Source organism: Pseudomonas sp. LB3P31 (assembly GCF_054897945.1).
Window position 1 is genome coordinate 16,397 of the sequence record NZ_CM142710.1, and the last position, 16,592, is coordinate 32,988.

14 protein-coding genes, 1 tRNA gene and 1 pseudogene are annotated in these 16,592 nt (G+C 58.4%); 6 read left to right on the top strand and 10 right to left on the bottom strand.

Annotated features, from left to right (window positions below):
• Positions 1-21 precede the first annotated feature (21 nt).
• From ACYZTK_RS00065 to rfaH, 5 genes are all read right to left on the bottom strand, one after another.
• On the bottom strand, positions 22-1,413 hold the full coding sequence (locus tag ACYZTK_RS00065) for an undecaprenyl-phosphate glucose phosphotransferase (protein ID WP_462012553.1): 1,392 nt from the start codon (positions 1,411-1,413) through the stop codon (positions 22-24).
• A gap of 90 nt (positions 1,414-1,503) precedes the next feature.
• Positions 1,504-3,819: a GumC family protein gene (locus tag ACYZTK_RS00070; protein WP_462012554.1), complete on the bottom strand. Its 2,316-nt coding sequence runs from the start codon at positions 3,817-3,819 to the stop codon at positions 1,504-1,506.
• Positions 3,819-4,352, bottom strand: a complete 534-nt coding sequence (locus ACYZTK_RS00075) for a polysaccharide biosynthesis/export family protein (RefSeq protein ID WP_462012555.1) — start codon at positions 4,350-4,352, stop codon at positions 3,819-3,821. Before ACYZTK_RS00075 ends, ACYZTK_RS00070 begins: the two co-directional genes overlap by 1 nt.
• 12 nt (positions 4,353-4,364) lie before the next feature.
• Positions 4,365-5,525, bottom strand: coding sequence for an outer membrane beta-barrel protein (locus ACYZTK_RS00080; RefSeq protein ID WP_462012556.1), 1,161 nt, complete (start codon positions 5,523-5,525; stop codon positions 4,365-4,367).
• Positions 5,526-5,579: 54 nt separating this feature from the next.
• Positions 5,580-6,098 (bottom strand): transcription/translation regulatory transformer protein RfaH, encoded by a 519-nt coding sequence (gene rfaH / locus ACYZTK_RS00085; protein WP_462012557.1) that lies wholly within the window; start codon positions 6,096-6,098, stop codon positions 5,580-5,582.
• A 760-nt stretch (positions 6,099-6,858) separates the two neighbouring features.
• On the opposite strand from rfaH, the pseudogene ACYZTK_RS00090 reads away from it, so the two are divergent.
• Positions 6,859-7,832 (top strand): annotated as a pseudogene (locus tag ACYZTK_RS00090) (SDR family NAD(P)-dependent oxidoreductase).
• A 72-nt stretch (positions 7,833-7,904) separates the two neighbouring features.
• Here ACYZTK_RS00090 and ACYZTK_RS00095 read toward each other — a convergent pair.
• Positions 7,905-7,992, bottom strand: a tRNA-Ser gene (locus ACYZTK_RS00095).
• 123 nt (positions 7,993-8,115) lie between these two features.
• Here ACYZTK_RS00095 and ACYZTK_RS00100 point away from each other — a divergent pair.
• Positions 8,116-8,787 carry a Bax inhibitor-1/YccA family protein gene (locus ACYZTK_RS00100; RefSeq protein ID WP_462012558.1) on the top strand — a complete coding sequence of 224 codons (672 nt, stop codon included), beginning with the start codon at positions 8,116-8,118 and terminating at the stop codon, positions 8,785-8,787.
• A 60-nt stretch (positions 8,788-8,847) separates the two neighbouring features.
• On the opposite strand, the gene ACYZTK_RS00105 is transcribed toward ACYZTK_RS00100, so the two are convergent.
• Positions 8,848-9,177 (bottom strand): YceK/YidQ family lipoprotein, encoded by a 330-nt coding sequence (locus ACYZTK_RS00105; protein ID WP_462012559.1) that lies wholly within the window; start codon positions 9,175-9,177, stop codon positions 8,848-8,850.
• A 56-nt stretch (positions 9,178-9,233) separates the two neighbouring features.
• The gene (locus tag ACYZTK_RS00110) at positions 9,234-9,671 is read right to left on the bottom strand and encodes an Lrp/AsnC family transcriptional regulator (RefSeq protein ID WP_462012560.1); all 438 of its coding nucleotides are present in this window, start codon (positions 9,669-9,671) and stop codon (positions 9,234-9,236) included.
• A gap of 135 nt (positions 9,672-9,806) precedes the next feature.
• Between ACYZTK_RS00110 and ACYZTK_RS00115 the strand changes: the two genes are divergently transcribed.
• Positions 9,807-10,697 carry a DMT family transporter gene (locus ACYZTK_RS00115; protein ID WP_462012561.1) on the top strand — a complete coding sequence of 297 codons (891 nt, stop codon included), beginning with the start codon at positions 9,807-9,809 and terminating at the stop codon, positions 10,695-10,697.
• A 73-nt stretch (positions 10,698-10,770) separates the two neighbouring features.
• On the opposite strand, the gene ACYZTK_RS00120 is transcribed toward ACYZTK_RS00115, so the two are convergent.
• Positions 10,771-12,396 (bottom strand): NADP-dependent glyceraldehyde-3-phosphate dehydrogenase, encoded by a 1,626-nt coding sequence (locus ACYZTK_RS00120; RefSeq protein WP_462012562.1) that lies wholly within the window; start codon positions 12,394-12,396, stop codon positions 10,771-10,773.
• A gap of 240 nt (positions 12,397-12,636) precedes the next feature.
• Between ACYZTK_RS00120 and ACYZTK_RS00125 the strand changes: the two genes are divergently transcribed.
• The 3 genes from ACYZTK_RS00125 to ACYZTK_RS00135 all read left to right on the top strand — a co-directional run bounded on the left by ACYZTK_RS00125 (position 12,637) and on the right by ACYZTK_RS00135 (position 16,160).
• Positions 12,637-13,674 (top strand): GGDEF domain-containing protein, encoded by a 1,038-nt coding sequence (locus ACYZTK_RS00125; RefSeq protein ID WP_462012563.1) that lies wholly within the window; start codon positions 12,637-12,639, stop codon positions 13,672-13,674.
• A gap of 273 nt (positions 13,675-13,947) precedes the next feature.
• Positions 13,948-15,096 (top strand): PheS-related mystery ligase SrmL, encoded by a 1,149-nt coding sequence (srmL, locus tag ACYZTK_RS00130; protein ID WP_462012564.1) that lies wholly within the window; start codon positions 13,948-13,950, stop codon positions 15,094-15,096.
• A 320-nt stretch (positions 15,097-15,416) separates the two neighbouring features.
• Positions 15,417-16,160: an NAD-dependent epimerase/dehydratase family protein gene (locus ACYZTK_RS00135; protein ID WP_462012565.1), complete on the top strand. Its 744-nt coding sequence runs from the start codon at positions 15,417-15,419 to the stop codon at positions 16,158-16,160.
• On the opposite strand, the gene ACYZTK_RS00140 is transcribed toward ACYZTK_RS00135, so the two are convergent.
• Complete coding sequence (locus ACYZTK_RS00140) at positions 16,142-16,411, bottom strand: hypothetical protein (RefSeq protein ID WP_462012566.1); 270 nt, start codon at positions 16,409-16,411, stop codon at positions 16,142-16,144. The genes ACYZTK_RS00135 and ACYZTK_RS00140 overlap by 19 nt on opposite strands.
• Between the last annotated feature and the right edge of the window lie 181 nt (positions 16,412-16,592).

Genomic DNA, 16,592 nt, shown 5'->3' on the forward strand with positions numbered 1-16,592 from the left:
GCCCGGGAACCGGGCACGCGCTCAGTAGATGTTTTTGGAGAACAGGGAGAGGGGGGTCTTGAGCAGGATCTTGATGTCGAGCCACAGCGACCATTGGTTGATGTAGTTCAGGTCCTGGGCGACCCGCAGCTGCATTTTTTCCACGGTTTCGGTTTCGCCGCGGTGCCCGGTGACCTGCGCCAGCCCGGTAATTCCGGGCTTGAGGCGATGGCGGGCCATGTAGGCGCGGACCTTGCCGGTGTAATAGATGTTGTGAGTGACGGCATGCGGGCGGGGACCGACCAGTGCCATCTGCCCGAACAACACGTTGAACAGTTGCGGCAGTTCATCGATGGAGCTGCGGCGCAGGAAGCGCCCCAGTGGCGTGACGCGATCATCTTCGCGGGTGGCCTGGCGCACCTGTTGATCGTCGTGGACGCGCATCGAGCGAAACTTCCAGACCTTGATCACTTCGCCGTCGCAGCCGTGGCGGTTCTGCTTGAACAACACCGGTCCCGGCGACGAACATTTCACGGCAATCGCCACGCCTATCAGCAGCGGACTGAGCACCATCAGCGCCATGGCCGCGAGGCTGCGTTCGAACAAGTCCTTGCAGAACAGGCTGCCGGGATGGGAGGTGATCAGGCTTTCGTTGAGGTAGATCGCCGGCATCCGCTCGATTTCCGAGATCGAATGGTTGAGCAGCACCATGCTGCCGAAATCAGGAATCCAGACCACGTCGACGTTCATGTCGAGCAAATCGATGTACAGCGCTTCGATGGTGGCGGCGTCGGCCATCGGCAAGACGATGTAGACCCGACGCGCTTCGAGGCGAGTGATGATCTCGCGGATGTCGTCGACGTGCCCCAGCAGCGGCAGGATGCTGGGCGCCGGGCGGGCCATGGGCGTGGCGCTGATGAAACCCAGCAACAACGTGCGGTCGGGCTGGATGAGTTTTTTCGCCAGCTCATGCGCCGTCGAACAGGTGCCGATGATCACCGAGCGGCGGTCGTTGCGGCTCAGGCGGGTGTGCAGTCGCACGGCAAAATGCAGCGGCAGGAAGCTGCACATCTGCACCACAAATCCCGCGATCGCCCAGACCAGCATCACCTGCCGCGAAAACACCGCACTGGTTTGCGTGACAAAGCCGACAGTGCTCAGCGCCGCCAGCAAAATCAGCCACCCGGCGAGCAGCCGACTCAGCCCCACCAACAGGCCGTGGCGCTTGTGGAAGACCTGCATCAGGCTGTAAGTCGGCACCGATCCCAGAATGGTCAGGATCATCAGCACCCGGTACTCACTGGGCAGGCTGCCGACCCGCCATTGCACCAGCAGGAGCAGCAACAGGTTGACCAGGGTCATTGCGCACAGCCATTGCCCCCAGAATGTCAGGCCCCGGCGGTGGGTCATCTGCACGGTATTTAGCGGCGTCATCGACTCGACCTCACAAAAAAAGAACGAACGACCCCCGGTGGCGAGCGCGCGAGCGCTGTCGCCATCAAGGCTGTTTCAGGCAGGTAAGTGCTAGCGAGGGGCGAAGTCGTAGTCGTAGAAGGAGCGCGAATGGCTGTAGCCGTATTTTCGCGCCTTGCGCAGATCGACCTGGTTGAGCACTACGCCGAACACCGGGGCCTGGCTTTGCTGGAGTACCGCGAGGCCTTTCTGCACCTGCGCGACAGGGGTGCTTTCGGCCTTCACCACGTAGATGACCGAGTCCGCATGTTTGGCCAGCAGCAGGGCGTCGCTGACCATTTCCGCCGGTGGCGAGTCGATGATGATGTGCTGGTAGCGACCCTTGAGCGCCTGCAACATGCGCCCCAGACGCGGCGAACTCAGCAGGTCCTGCGCCGGTGGCCGGTGCGCCGAGCCGTAGGGTTCCTGGGCCGAAGGCAGGCGAGGGGCGTCGAACGGATCAAGCGGGGAGAGCGCCAGGCTGCCGGCCGGCAACATGTCCAGATTGCCCACCGTGCGGATGCAGTCTTCGAGTCGAGCGGTGCCCGCGATCACGTTCGCCAGGCCCGGGTTTTCCGGCGGGAAATCGAAGTTCAACGACAGTGTTGGTTGACGCATGTCAGCATCGATCAACAGCACCCGCTCCAGTGAAGTGAGTGAGCAGGCGAGGTTGTTGGCGATGGTGCTTTTACCTTCACCGGCCACCGATGAAGTGACCAACACCACCTGCGTGGGCGCCTCGGTGTTTTGCAGCATGAGCCAGGTGCGCAGGTTGCGGATGGTTTCGCTGAATCGCGGGTTGTCGTTGTCTTCGAACAAGCGGGCCAGTTGCCGACGGCTTTTCTTCATCACCAACGGCACGACGCTGAGCAGCGGCACGCCGAGGGTGCTTTCGATGGTTTCATCGCTTTTGAACGTGTTGCTCAGGGTTTCCAGCAAAAAGGCCAGCGCAATCCCGATGACGGCGGCCACCAGCGCCACAATCGCGATGATCAGGGTTTTGCGCGGTTTGCTCGCTTCCGTCGGCGCAATCGCGGTGTCGACGATCCGCGCCTTGGCCGAATCCATGTCGGAGGTGGCGGCGGTTTCCTTCAACCGTGTGACGAAGGTTTCGTAAAGCGCACGGGTGCTGTCGACTTCCCGTTGATATTCGCGCAGCTGGAATTCCTTGCGCGAGATGTCCTGGATCTGTGCCTTGTTGGTGTTGAAGGATTGGCGCAACGCGCTTTCGCTGGCGACCGCGAGCTGGTATTGGCGCTCGATGCCGGCGACCACTTGCTGCACTTGCAGGCGCAAGCTGCTGGCGGCGGTACGCAATTCGGTCTGGGCAGACACCAGTGCCGGGTGTTTGGCCCCATAACGCCCGGACAGCTCTTCGACCTTGGCTTGCGCTTTGGCCAGGTCGGCCTGGAATTGCTGGATCAACGGGTTGCTCAGCACCGCTGGCACACTGGACAGTCGGCTGAGATCGCCATTGCTCAGGGACTGCGCCTGGCGGAACTGACTTTCGGCTTCGGCACGGTTGCGCCGCGCATCGATCATCCGGTTGCCGGTCATCTGCAACTCGTTGGCGCTGATGGTGGCGACTCCATCGACGTCCACCAGGCCCTGTTCCTCGCGATAGCCCTGCAGTTTGTTTTCCGCGGTGCGCAGGTTATTGCGCAGTTCGACCAGGCGGGTGTTCATCCAGCTGGTGTTGTTTTGCGAGGACTTGAGGCTGGTGTCCTGCTGGCTGTCGATAAAGCCCTGGGCCAGTGCATTGGCGGTGGCGGCTGCGAGCGCAGGGTCGGGCAGCTCGACTTCAATTTCGATCAACTGGCTCTTGCCGACAAACTTGACGCTGGTGTGCAGCATCAGGTTCTGGGTGACCTCGTTGAAGACGTCCTCTTCGGTCGGCGCGGGCTTGGGCGGTGGCAGGAAATCCATTCGTGGCAGCCACTGACCGCGATTGAAGTCGGCCAGCCATTGGCGTGGCGTGAACCATGATAGTGGTTGCTGACGCGGGTCGGTGATCGGGTTGGTGGTCAGGCCAAGCTTATTCACCGCGCGCTCGGCGAGGTCCCGCGATTGCAGCAATGCCTGTTGCGTCTGCAAGTAATCGGTGGTGGTCGAGCCACCGGAGTCGGCGTTCTGCTGGAAACTCATGACCGGTGGCGTCTTGTCCTTGATCAGCAGGGTCGTGCTGCCGACGTACTGGGGCGTGATGAAGGACAGGGCGGCCGCTGCCAGCGCGCAACTGAGCAACACCAGAAAGGCGATGTTCCACTTTGCGGCCCAGACGGTTCGCCAGAGCTGAAGCAGGTCCAGGGTGTCCGACTCTTCGTTATGCGACGCACGCAAATGCGCCTGGAGCGGACGTTCGACGTAGGTGCTGGGGCTGTTGTCCATTAGAAAAAGCCTTGTGCAATGGAAATGGTGTCACCCGGGCTGATGACCGTAGTACGGCTGATGTCTTCGATGACCGGCGGACCACCCACTCCGCGCAGAATCGTCACGCGTTTCATCGAGGCGCGTTCGGTCAGTCCACCGCCCAGGGCAATGGCTTTCTCAAGCGTGAGTCCGGGCTGAAACGGATAGCTGCCGGGCTTCTGCACTTCGCCATTGATGTAGAACGGTCGGTATTCGATCTGGCTGAGGCTGACCTTGGGGTCGACCAGGTATCCTTGCTTGAGGCCCTCGACGATCTTCTGCTCGACCTGATTGGGGGTCAGTCCGCGGGCGACGACTTCCCCCAGAAACGGATAGGAGAAAGTGCCGGCATCGTTTAGGCGGATCTTCTTGAAACTCAGTTCCGGCTCGCCGAACACGGTGATGCGCAAAACATCGCCCGCCGCGAGCTTGTAATCGGTGGTGGAATCAACGGCGTGGGCTGCGGGAATCAGCCACACCAGCAATAGCAGGAGAACGATGCGCGCTTTCATGGGCCTGGCCTCTTAGAGACTGACGTCGAAACTGATCTGGAAGACGTTGCGGGTGAAGCTTTCGTTGTCGGCGTCCGAGTCGTTGTCACGGAAGCGGTAACCGAGTTCGATGTCCAGCCAGCGGCGCATCTTGTAGATCACCGCCAGGTTGTAGTCCTGCAGGTTGTCGCTGCGCGACTGCCCCTCGTAGTCGTAGCGACCCATGCCAGCCTGGGCAACGGTGGTGATGCGTTCCGTCCAGCCATGGCGCCAGCCGACCTGGGTGAAGGTCGATTTCACCGCATCTGCGCCGTCGTCGCCTTCGGCCATGGCCTGGCGGGCAACGAAGGTGAAGGTCGAGTACGTGCGTGGCTTCCATTGCAGGTCCACCTGCCAGGTGGGATTGCTCAAGTCGCTGGAGCCACTCTCGTCAAAATTCTTGCGCTCATAACCGACCTTCAGTTTGCCGGTGGTACGCGCGCTCATGTCCCATTCGGCGCCACCCAGCAACGCATTGGATTTGCTGCTGCGGGTGCTGCCCGATTGCAAGTAGTCGAACCGGGTATGGTCGTATTCCAGCAGGCCCCGCGTGTTGCTGCCGAGGCGGTGATACCAGGTGGTGGTAAAGCCGCTGGTGTTGCGCTCTTTGTCGTCGTTGATGCCGTCGGCGTTGTCGTAACGCAGTTGCGCATAACTGGCGCCGAGGTCGATCTGATTGGCGGCCGTCCTGGCACCGAAGGTGTACACCCCGTTGACTTGCCGGCTTTCGATTTTGTCGTTGATGCCGTCGACGGCGGTCGAAGTGGTGCGCTCGTACTTGCGCGCTTCCGCTTCCAGTTTCAGTCGATGGCTGTCAGTGAACTCCATGATGCTGTCGGCGCGCAGACGCTGTGCGGTATTGGAGGCATCGTCATCCTGGTGATAGATGTAACGCGTGGGCTCCCAGATCACTCGCGTTGCGCTGTTGCGGTCCTCCGCCTTGAGCTCGAAAGACGGTGCCAGGCGAGTGACCATCGTCGATTGGACATCGTGTTCAAGTTCACGAAAGTTATCGTCGTAACTTTCCGACAGTGCGAACTTCGGCGTGAAGTCGAAGCCGTAGACATTGATGGCTTGCGGCTCAAGGCACCAGGCCACTTCGGGGTATAAAAAGGTCAAGAGCAAGGCAGCGGGGCAGCGAGAGTTCAGGGCCATAGTTCTTGGTCCGCAAAGTGGGTATCGGCAAATGACGACAGAGTGTTACGGGTGTTATTGCCGGTGTCGCTCGAGCAGGCTCAGCGGTACGCGCACGGGCTGCTGCCGGTTGAGAAACTGCAACAGCATCATGACGCGCTCAGGACCCAGCGTTGACAGGTAGACCCCTTCAAACGGTGCCAGTGAACCTTGAACGATGTGCAAGGTTTCTCCGGGCAGGAGCGTGTTGGCCGGAGGGGATTGAAGTGGTGTGGCACTGCGCTCACGCAGGTGTTCGATCACCTGATCGTCGACGATGGCGGGCACATGATTGAATTCGACGATGCGGCTGACACCACGGGTTGAACGGATTGGCCCCCAGTTGTCATCGCCGCTCAGCTGGATGAACAGGTAACCCGGAAACAGCGATTCAACGACCTTCTGCCGTTTGCCACGCACCCTGCGGTCACTGATCAATTGAGGCCGAAACGTGGCGTAATTCTGCTCAAGCAAATTGAGTTCAGCGCGCTCGTCCTGATGCGGCTTGCACTGCAATAAATACCAGTTAGAACCGTTGCGGCGACCCGTTAGCATGCTGGAATACTCCATACATAGCGAAGTTGTAAGCACGCCGATCTCACACACGTGATTGCGTTCATGCTTGCTGGTGGCTAGTAGGCTGATCAAGGCCAGAAAGGCGAAGCTGGATGGGGCGAAGTTCTTATTGGCAGGGTAAGTGTTTCAAAAGTGAATCACTTAGTGTCGTGCTTTGTTATAGTTTTGGTTGTTTTTGGTATAAAGAGACGATGACTTTCTTTTGGCTAAAGCTGCCGCACGGTTTGCTCGTGCAAGCCTTTGGATATGTTTGTTAGATAACTGACTGGCAACTGTCGACAGTGGTCTGTAAGGTTCCGGCGCTAGGGTGTCAGTCAGGCAGTAGTTATCTGCCACTCCTGATCCTCTGTCAAATACTTGGAGTCAAAAATATTGCCGTTTATCAATTTGTTCTTTTGATCTTATGTAAGTAGCTGTTTTTGTTCATGTTTCTATATTGTTTAAATTGCGTAAAACTTTTTTGCTTGTTCGTGGTCGGGCTCGATTTGTGGGGCTATAGGTCATGTCGGGTTAGTTGCAAGTGTGGACTTCCCCATTAGTGGGTGACATAACCAAGAGATGCTTCCTTTGTTCGGTGTGCATGAGATTTTGGATCCGCTATTGCCAGTCTGCTATATCTCACTACTTCCACAGTTGTGACTTGCTATACGACGCGCATGGGAGAGTGGTGCCAATGGAATGACACCACCGTGCCGAAGCTCACTCGCTCATGGACCATATTGTAAGGGGAGGTATTGCTATGACTATTCTCGTGACCGGAGCTGCAGGGTTTATTGGCTATCACACCGCTAAGCGCTTGATTGAGGACGGGTTTGTAGTCGTCGGGCTCGATAATCTCAATGGGTACTACGACGTCACGCTCAAACAGGCACGACTCGCCGCATTACAGTCATTACCAAATTTTGAATTTCACAAAATAGACATCGTCGATAAACCGGCGCTAATGGCGCTGTTTGAACAGCACCGGTTTGAATACGTCGGTCATTTGGCGGCACAGGCCGGAGTCAGGTACTCGCTGGAGCAACCGGACGTCTACGGGCAATCGAATCTGGTGGGTTTCCTGAATGTGCTTGAAGCCTGTCGGCAGTTTCCTCCCGAGCATTTGATCTACGCGTCGAGCAGCTCGGTGTACGGGGCCAACAGCAAAATGCCGTTCCAGGAAGACGACCCGGTCGAACAGCCGGTTTCGCTCTACGCCGCAACCAAGCGCGCCAATGAATTGCTTGCGTACAGCTACTGCCATCTCTATGGACTGCGCGCCACCGGGCTGCGTTTTTTTACCGTGTATGGGCCTTGGGGCGGCCTGACATGGCGCTGTTCAAGTTTACCCGGGCGATGATCGAGGGGCGGGCCATCGACCTCTACAACGAAGGGCAAATGGCGCGGGATTTCACCTACATCGACGACATCGTCGAGTCCCTCCACCGCTTGCTGAGCAAGCCACCGGAGGGCGCGGAGGGGCGCGGCGCCAATCGAATATTCAATATCGGACGCGGCAGCCCGGTGGCGCTTCTCGCGTTTGTCGAGTGCCTGGAGCAGGCACTGGGCATCAAGGCCCAGCGCAATTATCTGCCGCTCCAAGAAGGGGATGTGGTCAAGACCTGGGCGGATGTGTCGGCGCTTTGCGCGTGCATCGACTTCAGTCCACAGACGTCGGTTGAGGAGGGCGTGGAGGCGTTTGTTCGTTGGTATCGGGGGTATTATGGGGTTTGAGGGGCGCGACTGAAGGGGCGAAAGCCAGAAACGACAAAGCCCTGAATAATCAGGGCTTTGTCGGTACAAATATGGCGGAGGCGATGGGATTCGAACTCATGGACCTGTTACAGTCGACGGTTTTCAAGACCGTTGCCTTAAACCACTCGGCCACACCTCCGTTTGCGTTGCGGGCGCCATAATACCTGAATGAAACACACTGTCAAACTCTCTGAGTAGCTAGTTACAAAGCGTCTGTTATGATCTTTGCGACTGAACGTTTCAAACCAACAGGAGTGTCGCCATGCGCGAACAGGATTACGCAGTTAATAACAGCGTGCAGGCTGAGCAGCTAGAGGTTAGCCGCGTCCTGCGCAACACTTACGGCCTACTCGCTCTCACCCTCGCATTCAGCGGCGTGATGGCGTACGTCGCCCAGCAGATGCGTGTTGGCTACCCGAATATTTTCGTGGTGCTGATCGGTTTCTACGGCCTTTTCTTCCTGACCAACAAGCTGCGTGATTCCGCGTGGGGCCTGGTGTCGGCGTTTGCCCTGACCGGTTTCATGGGTTTCCTGCTCGGCCCGATCCTCAACCGTTACCTGGGCATGCAGGGCGGGGCGGAAGTGGTCAGCTCGGCGTTTGCCATGACCGCGCTGGTGTTCGGCGGCCTGTCGGCCTACGTGCTGATCTCGCGCAAGGACATGAGTTTCCTCGGTGGTTTCATCACTGCAGGTTTCTTCGTGTTGCTGGGTGCGGTGGTTGCCAGCTTCTTCTTCCAGATCAGCGGCCTGCAGTTGGCGATCAGCGCCGGTTTTGTGCTGTTCTCCTCGGTCTGCATTCTGTTCCAGACCAGCGCCATCATTCATGGCGGCGAGCGTAACTACATCATGGCCACGATCAGCCTGTATGTATCGATCTACAACCTGTTCGTCAGCTTGTTGCAGCTGTTCGGCATCATGAGCCGCGATGATTGATCTCCGGCCCTAAATAAAAAACCCGCTGCGGCGGGTTTTTTATTGGCTGAAATTTCTGGATTACTCGGTGACGATGATGCTGCCGTCGGCCTGTTGCCGGTAGATGGTGTAGGGCAGCACCAGGGTGTCCAGCACGCCGGAAAGCACCACGTCGACCAGTACGATGGCGGGTGCAGTGGTATGCACCTCGGCTTCACGGCCTCTTTCGAGCGGGGCATTCAGGTAGCAGAAATCGAAGGTCACGCCACTGTAGATGCGCGGCACTGCGCCGCAGTAACTCTGTTGCTCCTTGAGGATTTTCGCCGCCACTTCATCGCCGCGCACTACCGTCTGGACCGTACCGCAACCGGCGAGCATCAGCGCTGCCAATGCCATGAGTTGAATTTTCATGCTGCCATCCCTAGCTGGAAAACACTCAATCTACGTGTTTCGAAATAAAATATCACTCATTCCATTGGTGGCAGGCGGCGTTTGACCGGGGTTTTCTTGACGATAGCGGTGTTGGTCTCGGCATGGGAATTGAGGCGGTCGAGCAGGGTATCGAGCTGTTCCATCGAGCGCACATGCAGGCGGGCGATGAAACAGTCGTCTCCGGTGACCTTGTCGCACTCGGTAAATTCCGGAATCGCCTGGATCTGCCGCTCCACTTCCTGCAACTGCCCGGGCAGCGGGCGAATGCGCACGATGGCCTGCAGCTGATAGCCAAAACACTTGGGATCAATCTCGACGGTATAGCCTTTAAGTACTCCACGTTCTTCGAGGCGGCGCAAGCGCTCGGCCACGCTGGGCGAAGACAGGCGGCTGATGCCTGCCAGGGCTTTCAGTGAGCGCCGGGAGTCTTCCATCAAAGCCTTGATGAGCACCTGGTCGATGTCATCGGTCATGGCAAATCCTCAGTTAGGCAATTAATCGAATTCGCCTTGATAAAAAAGGCAGATTCGAATTCTAGCCTGCTTTTTGCTCTGGAGGCGCCGGGCTGCTGATCGGCATAATTTAGCCTCAATCAAAGGAGTCTGATGATGGACAAGACAATCCGCCGCGGGTCATTCGAGATGACCGCCGCCATGCTGATTTCCGGAACCATTGGCTGGTTCGTTCTGGTGTCCGGTCAACCAGTGCTCGACGTGGTGTTCTGGCGTTGTGTGTTCGGAGCCGGGACCTTGCTGCTGATCTGCGCGGCGTTTGGCTTCCTGCGCCCGGGCATCCTGACCCGCACCACGTTCCTGCTGGCAGTGCTCAGCGGCGTGGCCATAGTGGGTAACTGGGTGCTGTTGTTCGCTTCGTACTCCCGGGCCTCGATTGCGATCGGCACGGCGGTCTACAACGTCCAGCCGTTCATGCTGGTGGGATTGGCTGCGCTGTTTCTCAACGAGAAAATCACCCTGCAGAAACTGGTCTGGCTGGGTGTTTCGTTTCTGGGGATGCTGGCGATTGTCAGTGCTCACGGGACGCAAGGCGAGAGTGGCAGCGATTACCTGGTGGGAATCGGCCTGGCGCTGGGGGCTGCGTTTCTTTATGCGATTGCCGCGTTGATCATCAAGCGTTTGACCGGTACCCCGCCGCATCTGATTGCGTTGATCCAGGTGTGCACGGGGGTGCTGTTGCTCGCGCCGTTCGCGCATTTTTCCGCGCTGCCGCAAGCGCCGAGTGCCTGGGCCAGCATGGTCACGCTGGGCATCGTGCACACCGGGGTGATGTATGTGTTGCTGTACGGGGCGATTCAAAAATTGCCGACTGCGTTGACGGGGGCGTTGTCGTTTATCTACCCGATCGCGGCGATTTTTGTTGATTGGTTTGCCTTTGGCCATCGGTTGGAGGTGCTGCAGTGGGTAGGTGTCGGGGCGATTTTGTTGGCGGCGGCGGGTATGCAGCAGGGGTGGAGCCTGAGGGCTCGGCGGGTGGCTGTTTAACGGACAAAAACTGCCATCCTGCCCCCTGTAGGAGCAAGCTTGCTCTACAGGGGGCAGGATGATGCCCGTTGTCTCAGAAGATGTAGTCGGTGGTCAGGAAGCTCGAACTGCGCCCGCTGATGATCTCGCTGATCAGCTCCTTGTTGGTGTCCTGGAACTTGGTCGCCACCAGCGTGCGGATCGAAAAAACCCGCAGGGCGTCATGTACGGACAACGTGCCTTCAGCAGAATTCTTGCGGCCGTTGAACGGGTAAGTGTCCGGACCGCGCTGGCACTGCGCGTTGAGGTTGATCCGCCCGACCTGGTTGGCAAAGGTGTCGACCAGTCGGCCCACGGCCACCGGGTTGGTGCCGAAGATGCTCAACTGCTGGCCGAAGTCCGATTCCAGGACGTAATCGATCACGGTGTCCAGATGACGGTACGGCACGATCGGCACCACCGGCCCGAACTGTTCCTCCTGATAGACCCGCATCTGCGGCGTCACCGGGTACAACACCGCCGGGTAGAAGAACGAGGCACGGGTTTCGCCGCCGTTGGGGTTGACCACTTTGGCGCCTTTGCTTTCGGCGTCGGCCACCAGGGAGTGCAGGTACTCGACCTTGCTCGCCTCCGGCAAGGGCGTCAGGGACACGCCGCTTTCCCACGGCATGCCGGGCTTGAGGGTGGCGAGCTTGGCGTTGAATTTTTCGATGAACGAGTCGACCACGTCCTCGTGGACGAACAGGATCTTCAGCGCGGTGCAGCGTTGACCGTTGAACGACAGCGAGCCGGTGACGGCTTCGTTGACCGCATTATCCAGGTCGACTTCAGGCAGCACGATACCGGGGTTCTTCGCATCCAGGCCCAGCGCCGCGCGCAGGCGGTGCGGTTTTGGGTGGAGTTTTTTCAGGTCACTGGCGGCCTTGTTGGTGCCGATAAACGCAAAGATATCGATCTTGCCACTGGCCATTAATGCGCTCACGGTCTCGCGGCCGCTGCCGTAGATCACGTTGATCACACCGGCCGGGAAGCTGTCGCGGAACGCTTCCAGCAGTGGGCGGATCAATAGCACGCCGAGCTTGGCCGGCTTGAACACCACGGTGTTGCCCATGATCAGTGCCGGAATCAGCGTGGTGAAGGTTTCGTTCAGCGGATAGTTGTAGGGGCCCATGCACAACGCCACGCCAAGCGGCACCCGGCGGATCTGCCCGAGCGTGTCCTGTTCCAGCTCAAAACGGCTGGAGCGGCGATCGAGTTCCTTGAGCGCGTTAATGGTGTCGACGATGTAATCGCAGGTGCGGTCGAACTCTTTTTCCGAGTCCTTGAGGTTTTTGCCGATTTCCCACATCAGCAACTTGACCACCGCCTCGCGCTGTTCGCGCATGTGCCCCAGAAAGGTCTCGACGTGCTGGATGCGCTCGGCCACGCGCATGGTCGGCCACAAACCCTGGCCGCGGTCATAGGCGCGCACGGCGGCGTCGAGGGCGGTCAAGGCAGTCTCGGCGTCGAGCAGTGGCGTGCTGCCGAGGATCACTTGTTGATCACCTTGTCCACCGCTCAGGTACACCGGGCTTCGCACTTGGGCGAGGGGGCCGGACCAGGTTCTCAGTTCGCCATCGACCAGGTACTCGCGTTGTTCGGTCTGGCCGTTGAGGCGGTATTTCTCCGGGATGCTCCCGGCTTCCGGGAACAGGTGATCAAGGATATGTGCTGTGGTCATGTCGCTACCCCGTCTGGATTACTGATACGCAGATGAATCGTTTTAGCAGACCTGCGCGGCGCTTGTCATGGATTGATGTGCGCGAATTTGCCGTCGGCCCGCCAAAGTCGCGGACCCGCGAACCGCTCAAAAAATAAAATCAGTTCCGATATTAATGGCCAGTGGCTATGCGTTTTTCAGACGTACGGTTATGCTCCACGCGGTTTCCATTTGCCAACGATTGCTAACAAAAGTGACGTTATGAGCCCATCAGAAACGCGTGCGACAGCCCTGGCGCTGTATCCGGAAGATTCCCGCGAGGCTGCGGCGCTGCTCAAGCAGGCTGTGCCCCTGATGGTTCGTCATAATATCCCGCCCAATCCGGTGCATTACGCCCTGTGGTACACCTACAGCAAGGGCCAGGTACCGGAGCTTAATCGGCAGCTGGATAAAGTGGTCGAGGATTTTGCCCAGTTCCCGCCGGAGTCGGCTGCCAAGCTGTTTCGCGACTACATCATCCGTGACGAGTTGGAAGTGGCCAGGGCCGGGCAGCAGCAGGCGATCAACCTGGTCGATGACATGGCGCGCAATGTATCGCGCAGTGTAGAGGGTAATCGCAGCTTCCAAACCAGTCTCGATCACTGCCTGGACATGCTCGAAGCGCCTGCCGACCAACGTCTGCCGAATATTCTCAGCGAACTGCAACAAAGTACCCGGCTGATGCAGAGCCAGCAGCAACACTTTCTCTCGCAGTTGCACAGCGCCCAGGACGAGATCAAGAGCCTGCGCGACAAACTCGAGCGCGCGCAGCTGGCCGCCACCATCGATGGCCTGACCGGATTGCTCAACCGCTCGGCCCTTACGCATGTGTTGGAGCAGGCGCTGGCAAAGGCGCCGCAACGGGTTGCGCTGGTGATTCTGGATATTGATCACTTCAAGCAATTCAACGACCAGTACGGCCATCCTTTGGGCGACCGGGTGCTGCAGCATGTCGCGCAGACCCTGCGCAATGCCCTGCCATCGCAGGCCCATGCCGCACGTTATGGCGGTGAAGAGTTCTGCGTGGTGCTGGAGCGGTGTTCGGACCTTGACAGTGCTCGGGCGTTTGCCGAGCAATTGCGCCTGAAGATTCAGTCCCTGCGCATCAAGACCCGGGGCGACGGCAAGTTGCTGGACACCATCACGGCCTCGTTCGGTACGGCCTTCGCCCAACCCGGCGACACCCTCGACAGCCTGCTGACGCGGGCGGATGACGCGCTGTATCGGGCCAAGCGTAATGGGCGAAATCAGGTGATGTGATTTGATGTTGGATGTGCCGGCCTCATCGCGGGCGAGCCTTGCTCGCTGTAGGAGTGAGCCTGCTCGCGATGACGGTTTGTCAGGTGACATTGCTGTTGGGTTTGCCGGCCTCATCGCGAGCAGGCTCACTCCTACAGGGGGCGTGTACAGCCAGGTAGGACACGTCTGTAGCTCCGTTCTGAAAATTCGGTTTTGCGCTTTTTTTGGTTGTGGCAGCTCACCTCGTATCGTTACGTTGACCCTTGGGGACGACTGTCGATAGAGGATCACCTAGTGCACGCACCGAAGAAATTCCTGGCCAATGCCGCCGTTCATCAAGCCTTGGCACTGGTCGACCTGACCGAAAAAAGTACCCCGGCTCACGCCGTACGCCTGCTGGTCGACGCGATCCTCGAGGGACTCGCCGCCAGAGGCTGGCCCCAGGCGCAGTTGCTGACCGGTCCGCGGATCGTCTCTGCAGAAGAAAACTACGGTCTGCTGGGTTATGACGCGGCAGAAGTAACGCTCGGCAGTGAGCACACCCGCTGGGTCGACGAGTGTTCGCTGCTGCGCACGCAAACCACCAGCCAGATCCCCGCTGCGCTTCAGCATGCAGCAGCTTTGCGTCAACCCGGGGAGACGATTGTGCTGGCCGCGCCGGGGATCACTTTCCGCCGCGACAGCCGTGATCGCTGGCATTGCGCGGAGCCGCATCAGATGGACATCTGGGTGCTGGGCGACTCGCAGCTATCGACCCACGAACATTTGCTGCGCCTGGTCGACGATATTATGCAATCTGCGGTCCCGGGAAAGTCCTGGATTTACACCGACAGTCGGCATCACTACACCGAAGGTGGCATCGAAGTAAATGTGCTGAACGAGCGCATTCCGATCGAGGTGCTGGAGTGCGGGCGCATCGCGAAATCGTTGTTGAAGCGATTGGGAATAGATCCTTTGCGCCACGGCGGATTGGCTCTCGGCATGGGCCTGGATCGCCTGACCATGCTGCGCAAAGGGATCCCGGATATTCGCCTGCTGCGCGACTCGAACGAGCGAGTGCAGGCGCAGATGCACGACCTCGATCCCTGGACTGCCGTTTCACGCTTGCCGTCGATTTCCCGGGATATCTCGCTGGCGGTGACGCCGGGGTTGAGTGAGGAAGTGTTGACCGAGCGCATGTTGCTGGCGGCCGGCGATTGCGCTGGCCGGATTGAGGAAGTACGGGTCAAGGATCGTTGGGAGTACTGCGAATTACCGCCCCACGCGGTTGAGCGGCTTGGAATACTGCCAGGGCAGGAGAACGTGCTGCTGCGGGTGGTGCTGCGCGATAGCTCGAGTTCGATTACCGCAGCGCAGGCGAACAAACTGTATTCGACTATCCAGTCAGCGTTGCACGAAGGTGCACTGGGGACTGGATACAGGTTGGTCCGCAGCAAAGTGTGAATCCGTTCATGACGAGCGCGTTAACCAGAACTTGCCTTGATGTTTTTTTAGTTATTTGTTTATGTTTTAAATGAACATTGAACTTTTGCAATGGGCTGCTGTACAGCCGTCTGGGAGCCCTGTAGTTGCGCGAAAGTGTTTCATGAAACTTACACTAGGAAACGTGCGAGCAGCAGTAGCGAGTATTTTCTGCGGCGATATTTTGGCATTCCAAGTGTCAAAAAATAACTTTCAAAAAACTTGGGCGTTTTTCTGGCGCGATGCTAGTGTTGGGCAACTTCAGGAATAAAAATTTAAACATCCACATCGGGTAATTCGTTATGCCTGTTAAACGTATTCTAGTCACGGGAGGCGCCGGATATGTGGGGTCGCATCTCGCTCGAACATTACTTGATTATGGTTACAGCGTGAGAGTGCTGGATGATCTTTGCGCGGGTAATTTATCCAACTTGCCAATGGACCGAAGCCAGCTGAGCCTGGTGGTCGGCGATGTGACGGATGCAGCGGCAGTGACGCGGGCGATGAAGGATTGTGATGCGGTGATTCACCTGGCGGCGCTGGAGGTGGGACCGACTTTTGTCGATGACCCGGTGACCCTCGATCAGAATCGTTTTGTCGGAACCCTGAACATCTGCGAAACCATGCGCCAGTTCGGGGTGAAACGGGTGGTGTTCGCCTCGATGGCAACTGACCCCGGTGCCGGTCGCGATGAGCTTGCATCAAATCCCGGGAATTCGGATGCCTTGGCAGATGAACTACTGGCCACCGAACACTTCATCGAATTCTATCGGCTGCAGCATGGTCTTGAGCCGGTGATGTTGCAGTTGTCCAACTTGGGCGAATCGGCCGTAGCATCGACACAAGCCGTGAATGGGTTCGCGGCCGCAAGGAAACCCGGGATGACCGTTGCGATGTTTGATGAAGGACGCAGAAACCGCGAGCTTGCTGAAATGGGCACGGCGATCAAGTCGCTGATGAAAGCAGTCGGGGCACTTGCGCCGCACGCCGAGCCGATCAACGATCGGTCCGGCCAGGCCCTCAAGTATCAGCGAAATGAACGCTGAGCATGGCGCGAAGGCTGGGTAGCCAATTTCTCGGCGAGCAGGTGTTCGGCCAGCACATCATTGAGGAAGCGGAACTGGTCATTCAAGCCGACTACTTCATTGCTGAAGTGGTTGGCAGCCGCTGGCATCAGCAGGTCTGCAAACTGTTTGTTGAACACCAGCGCCTGCACTTTGCGTGATACCACTTGCTGGGAATAATAGTTAGCGCCGAAGACCGGAAAACTCACGGAAAGCGTGATGGGGCGGATCATGACGGGTGCTCCTCGGTCAGAACGAAAAAGCTGAAGGCGCTGAGGGTGACGGCCGTCAGGGCCAGGCAAGTCAGGAGATGAATCAGCATGGTGGGCCCCTCCGGTGTCGCGTTCAGTGAGTTGATGAGGTTGATCCTACGCTGACGGATTTTTTGCGGAAGGCATTCGCGGCAATGGTGGT

What these genes read in the sequence shown, in the direction of transcription:
- ACYZTK_RS00125 (WP_462012563.1), top strand. Translation starts at nt 12,637, where the DNA reads ATGAGCCCATCAGAAACGCGTGCGACAGCCCTGGCGCTGTATCCGGAA.
- ACYZTK_RS00105 (WP_462012559.1), bottom strand. Translation starts at nt 9,177, where the DNA reads ATGAAAATTCAACTCATGGCATTGGCAGCGCTGATGCTCGCCGGTTGC.
- ACYZTK_RS00120 (WP_462012562.1), bottom strand. Translation starts at nt 12,396, where the DNA reads ATGACCACAGCACATATCCTTGATCACCTGTTCCCGGAAGCCGGGAGC.
- ACYZTK_RS00140 (WP_462012566.1), bottom strand. Translation starts at nt 16,411, where the DNA reads ATGATCCGCCCCATCACGCTTTCCGTGAGTTTTCCGGTCTTCGGCGCT.
- ACYZTK_RS00115 (WP_462012561.1), top strand. Translation starts at nt 9,807, where the DNA reads ATGGACAAGACAATCCGCCGCGGGTCATTCGAGATGACCGCCGCCATG.
- ACYZTK_RS00080 (WP_462012556.1), bottom strand. Translation starts at nt 5,525, where the DNA reads ATGGCCCTGAACTCTCGCTGCCCCGCTGCCTTGCTCTTGACCTTTTTA.
- ACYZTK_RS00135 (WP_462012565.1), top strand. Translation starts at nt 15,417, where the DNA reads ATGCCTGTTAAACGTATTCTAGTCACGGGAGGCGCCGGATATGTGGGG.
- ACYZTK_RS00075 (WP_462012555.1), bottom strand. Translation starts at nt 4,352, where the DNA reads ATGAAAGCGCGCATCGTTCTCCTGCTATTGCTGGTGTGGCTGATTCCC.
- ACYZTK_RS00070 (WP_462012554.1), bottom strand. Translation starts at nt 3,819, where the DNA reads ATGGACAACAGCCCCAGCACCTACGTCGAACGTCCGCTCCAGGCGCAT.
- ACYZTK_RS00100 (WP_462012558.1), top strand. Translation starts at nt 8,116, where the DNA reads ATGCGCGAACAGGATTACGCAGTTAATAACAGCGTGCAGGCTGAGCAG.
- ACYZTK_RS00065 (WP_462012553.1), bottom strand. Translation starts at nt 1,413, where the DNA reads ATGACGCCGCTAAATACCGTGCAGATGACCCACCGCCGGGGCCTGACA.
- ACYZTK_RS00110 (WP_462012560.1), bottom strand. Translation starts at nt 9,671, where the DNA reads ATGACCGATGACATCGACCAGGTGCTCATCAAGGCTTTGATGGAAGAC.
- rfaH (WP_462012557.1), bottom strand. Translation starts at nt 6,098, where the DNA reads ATGCTAACGGGTCGCCGCAACGGTTCTAACTGGTATTTATTGCAGTGC.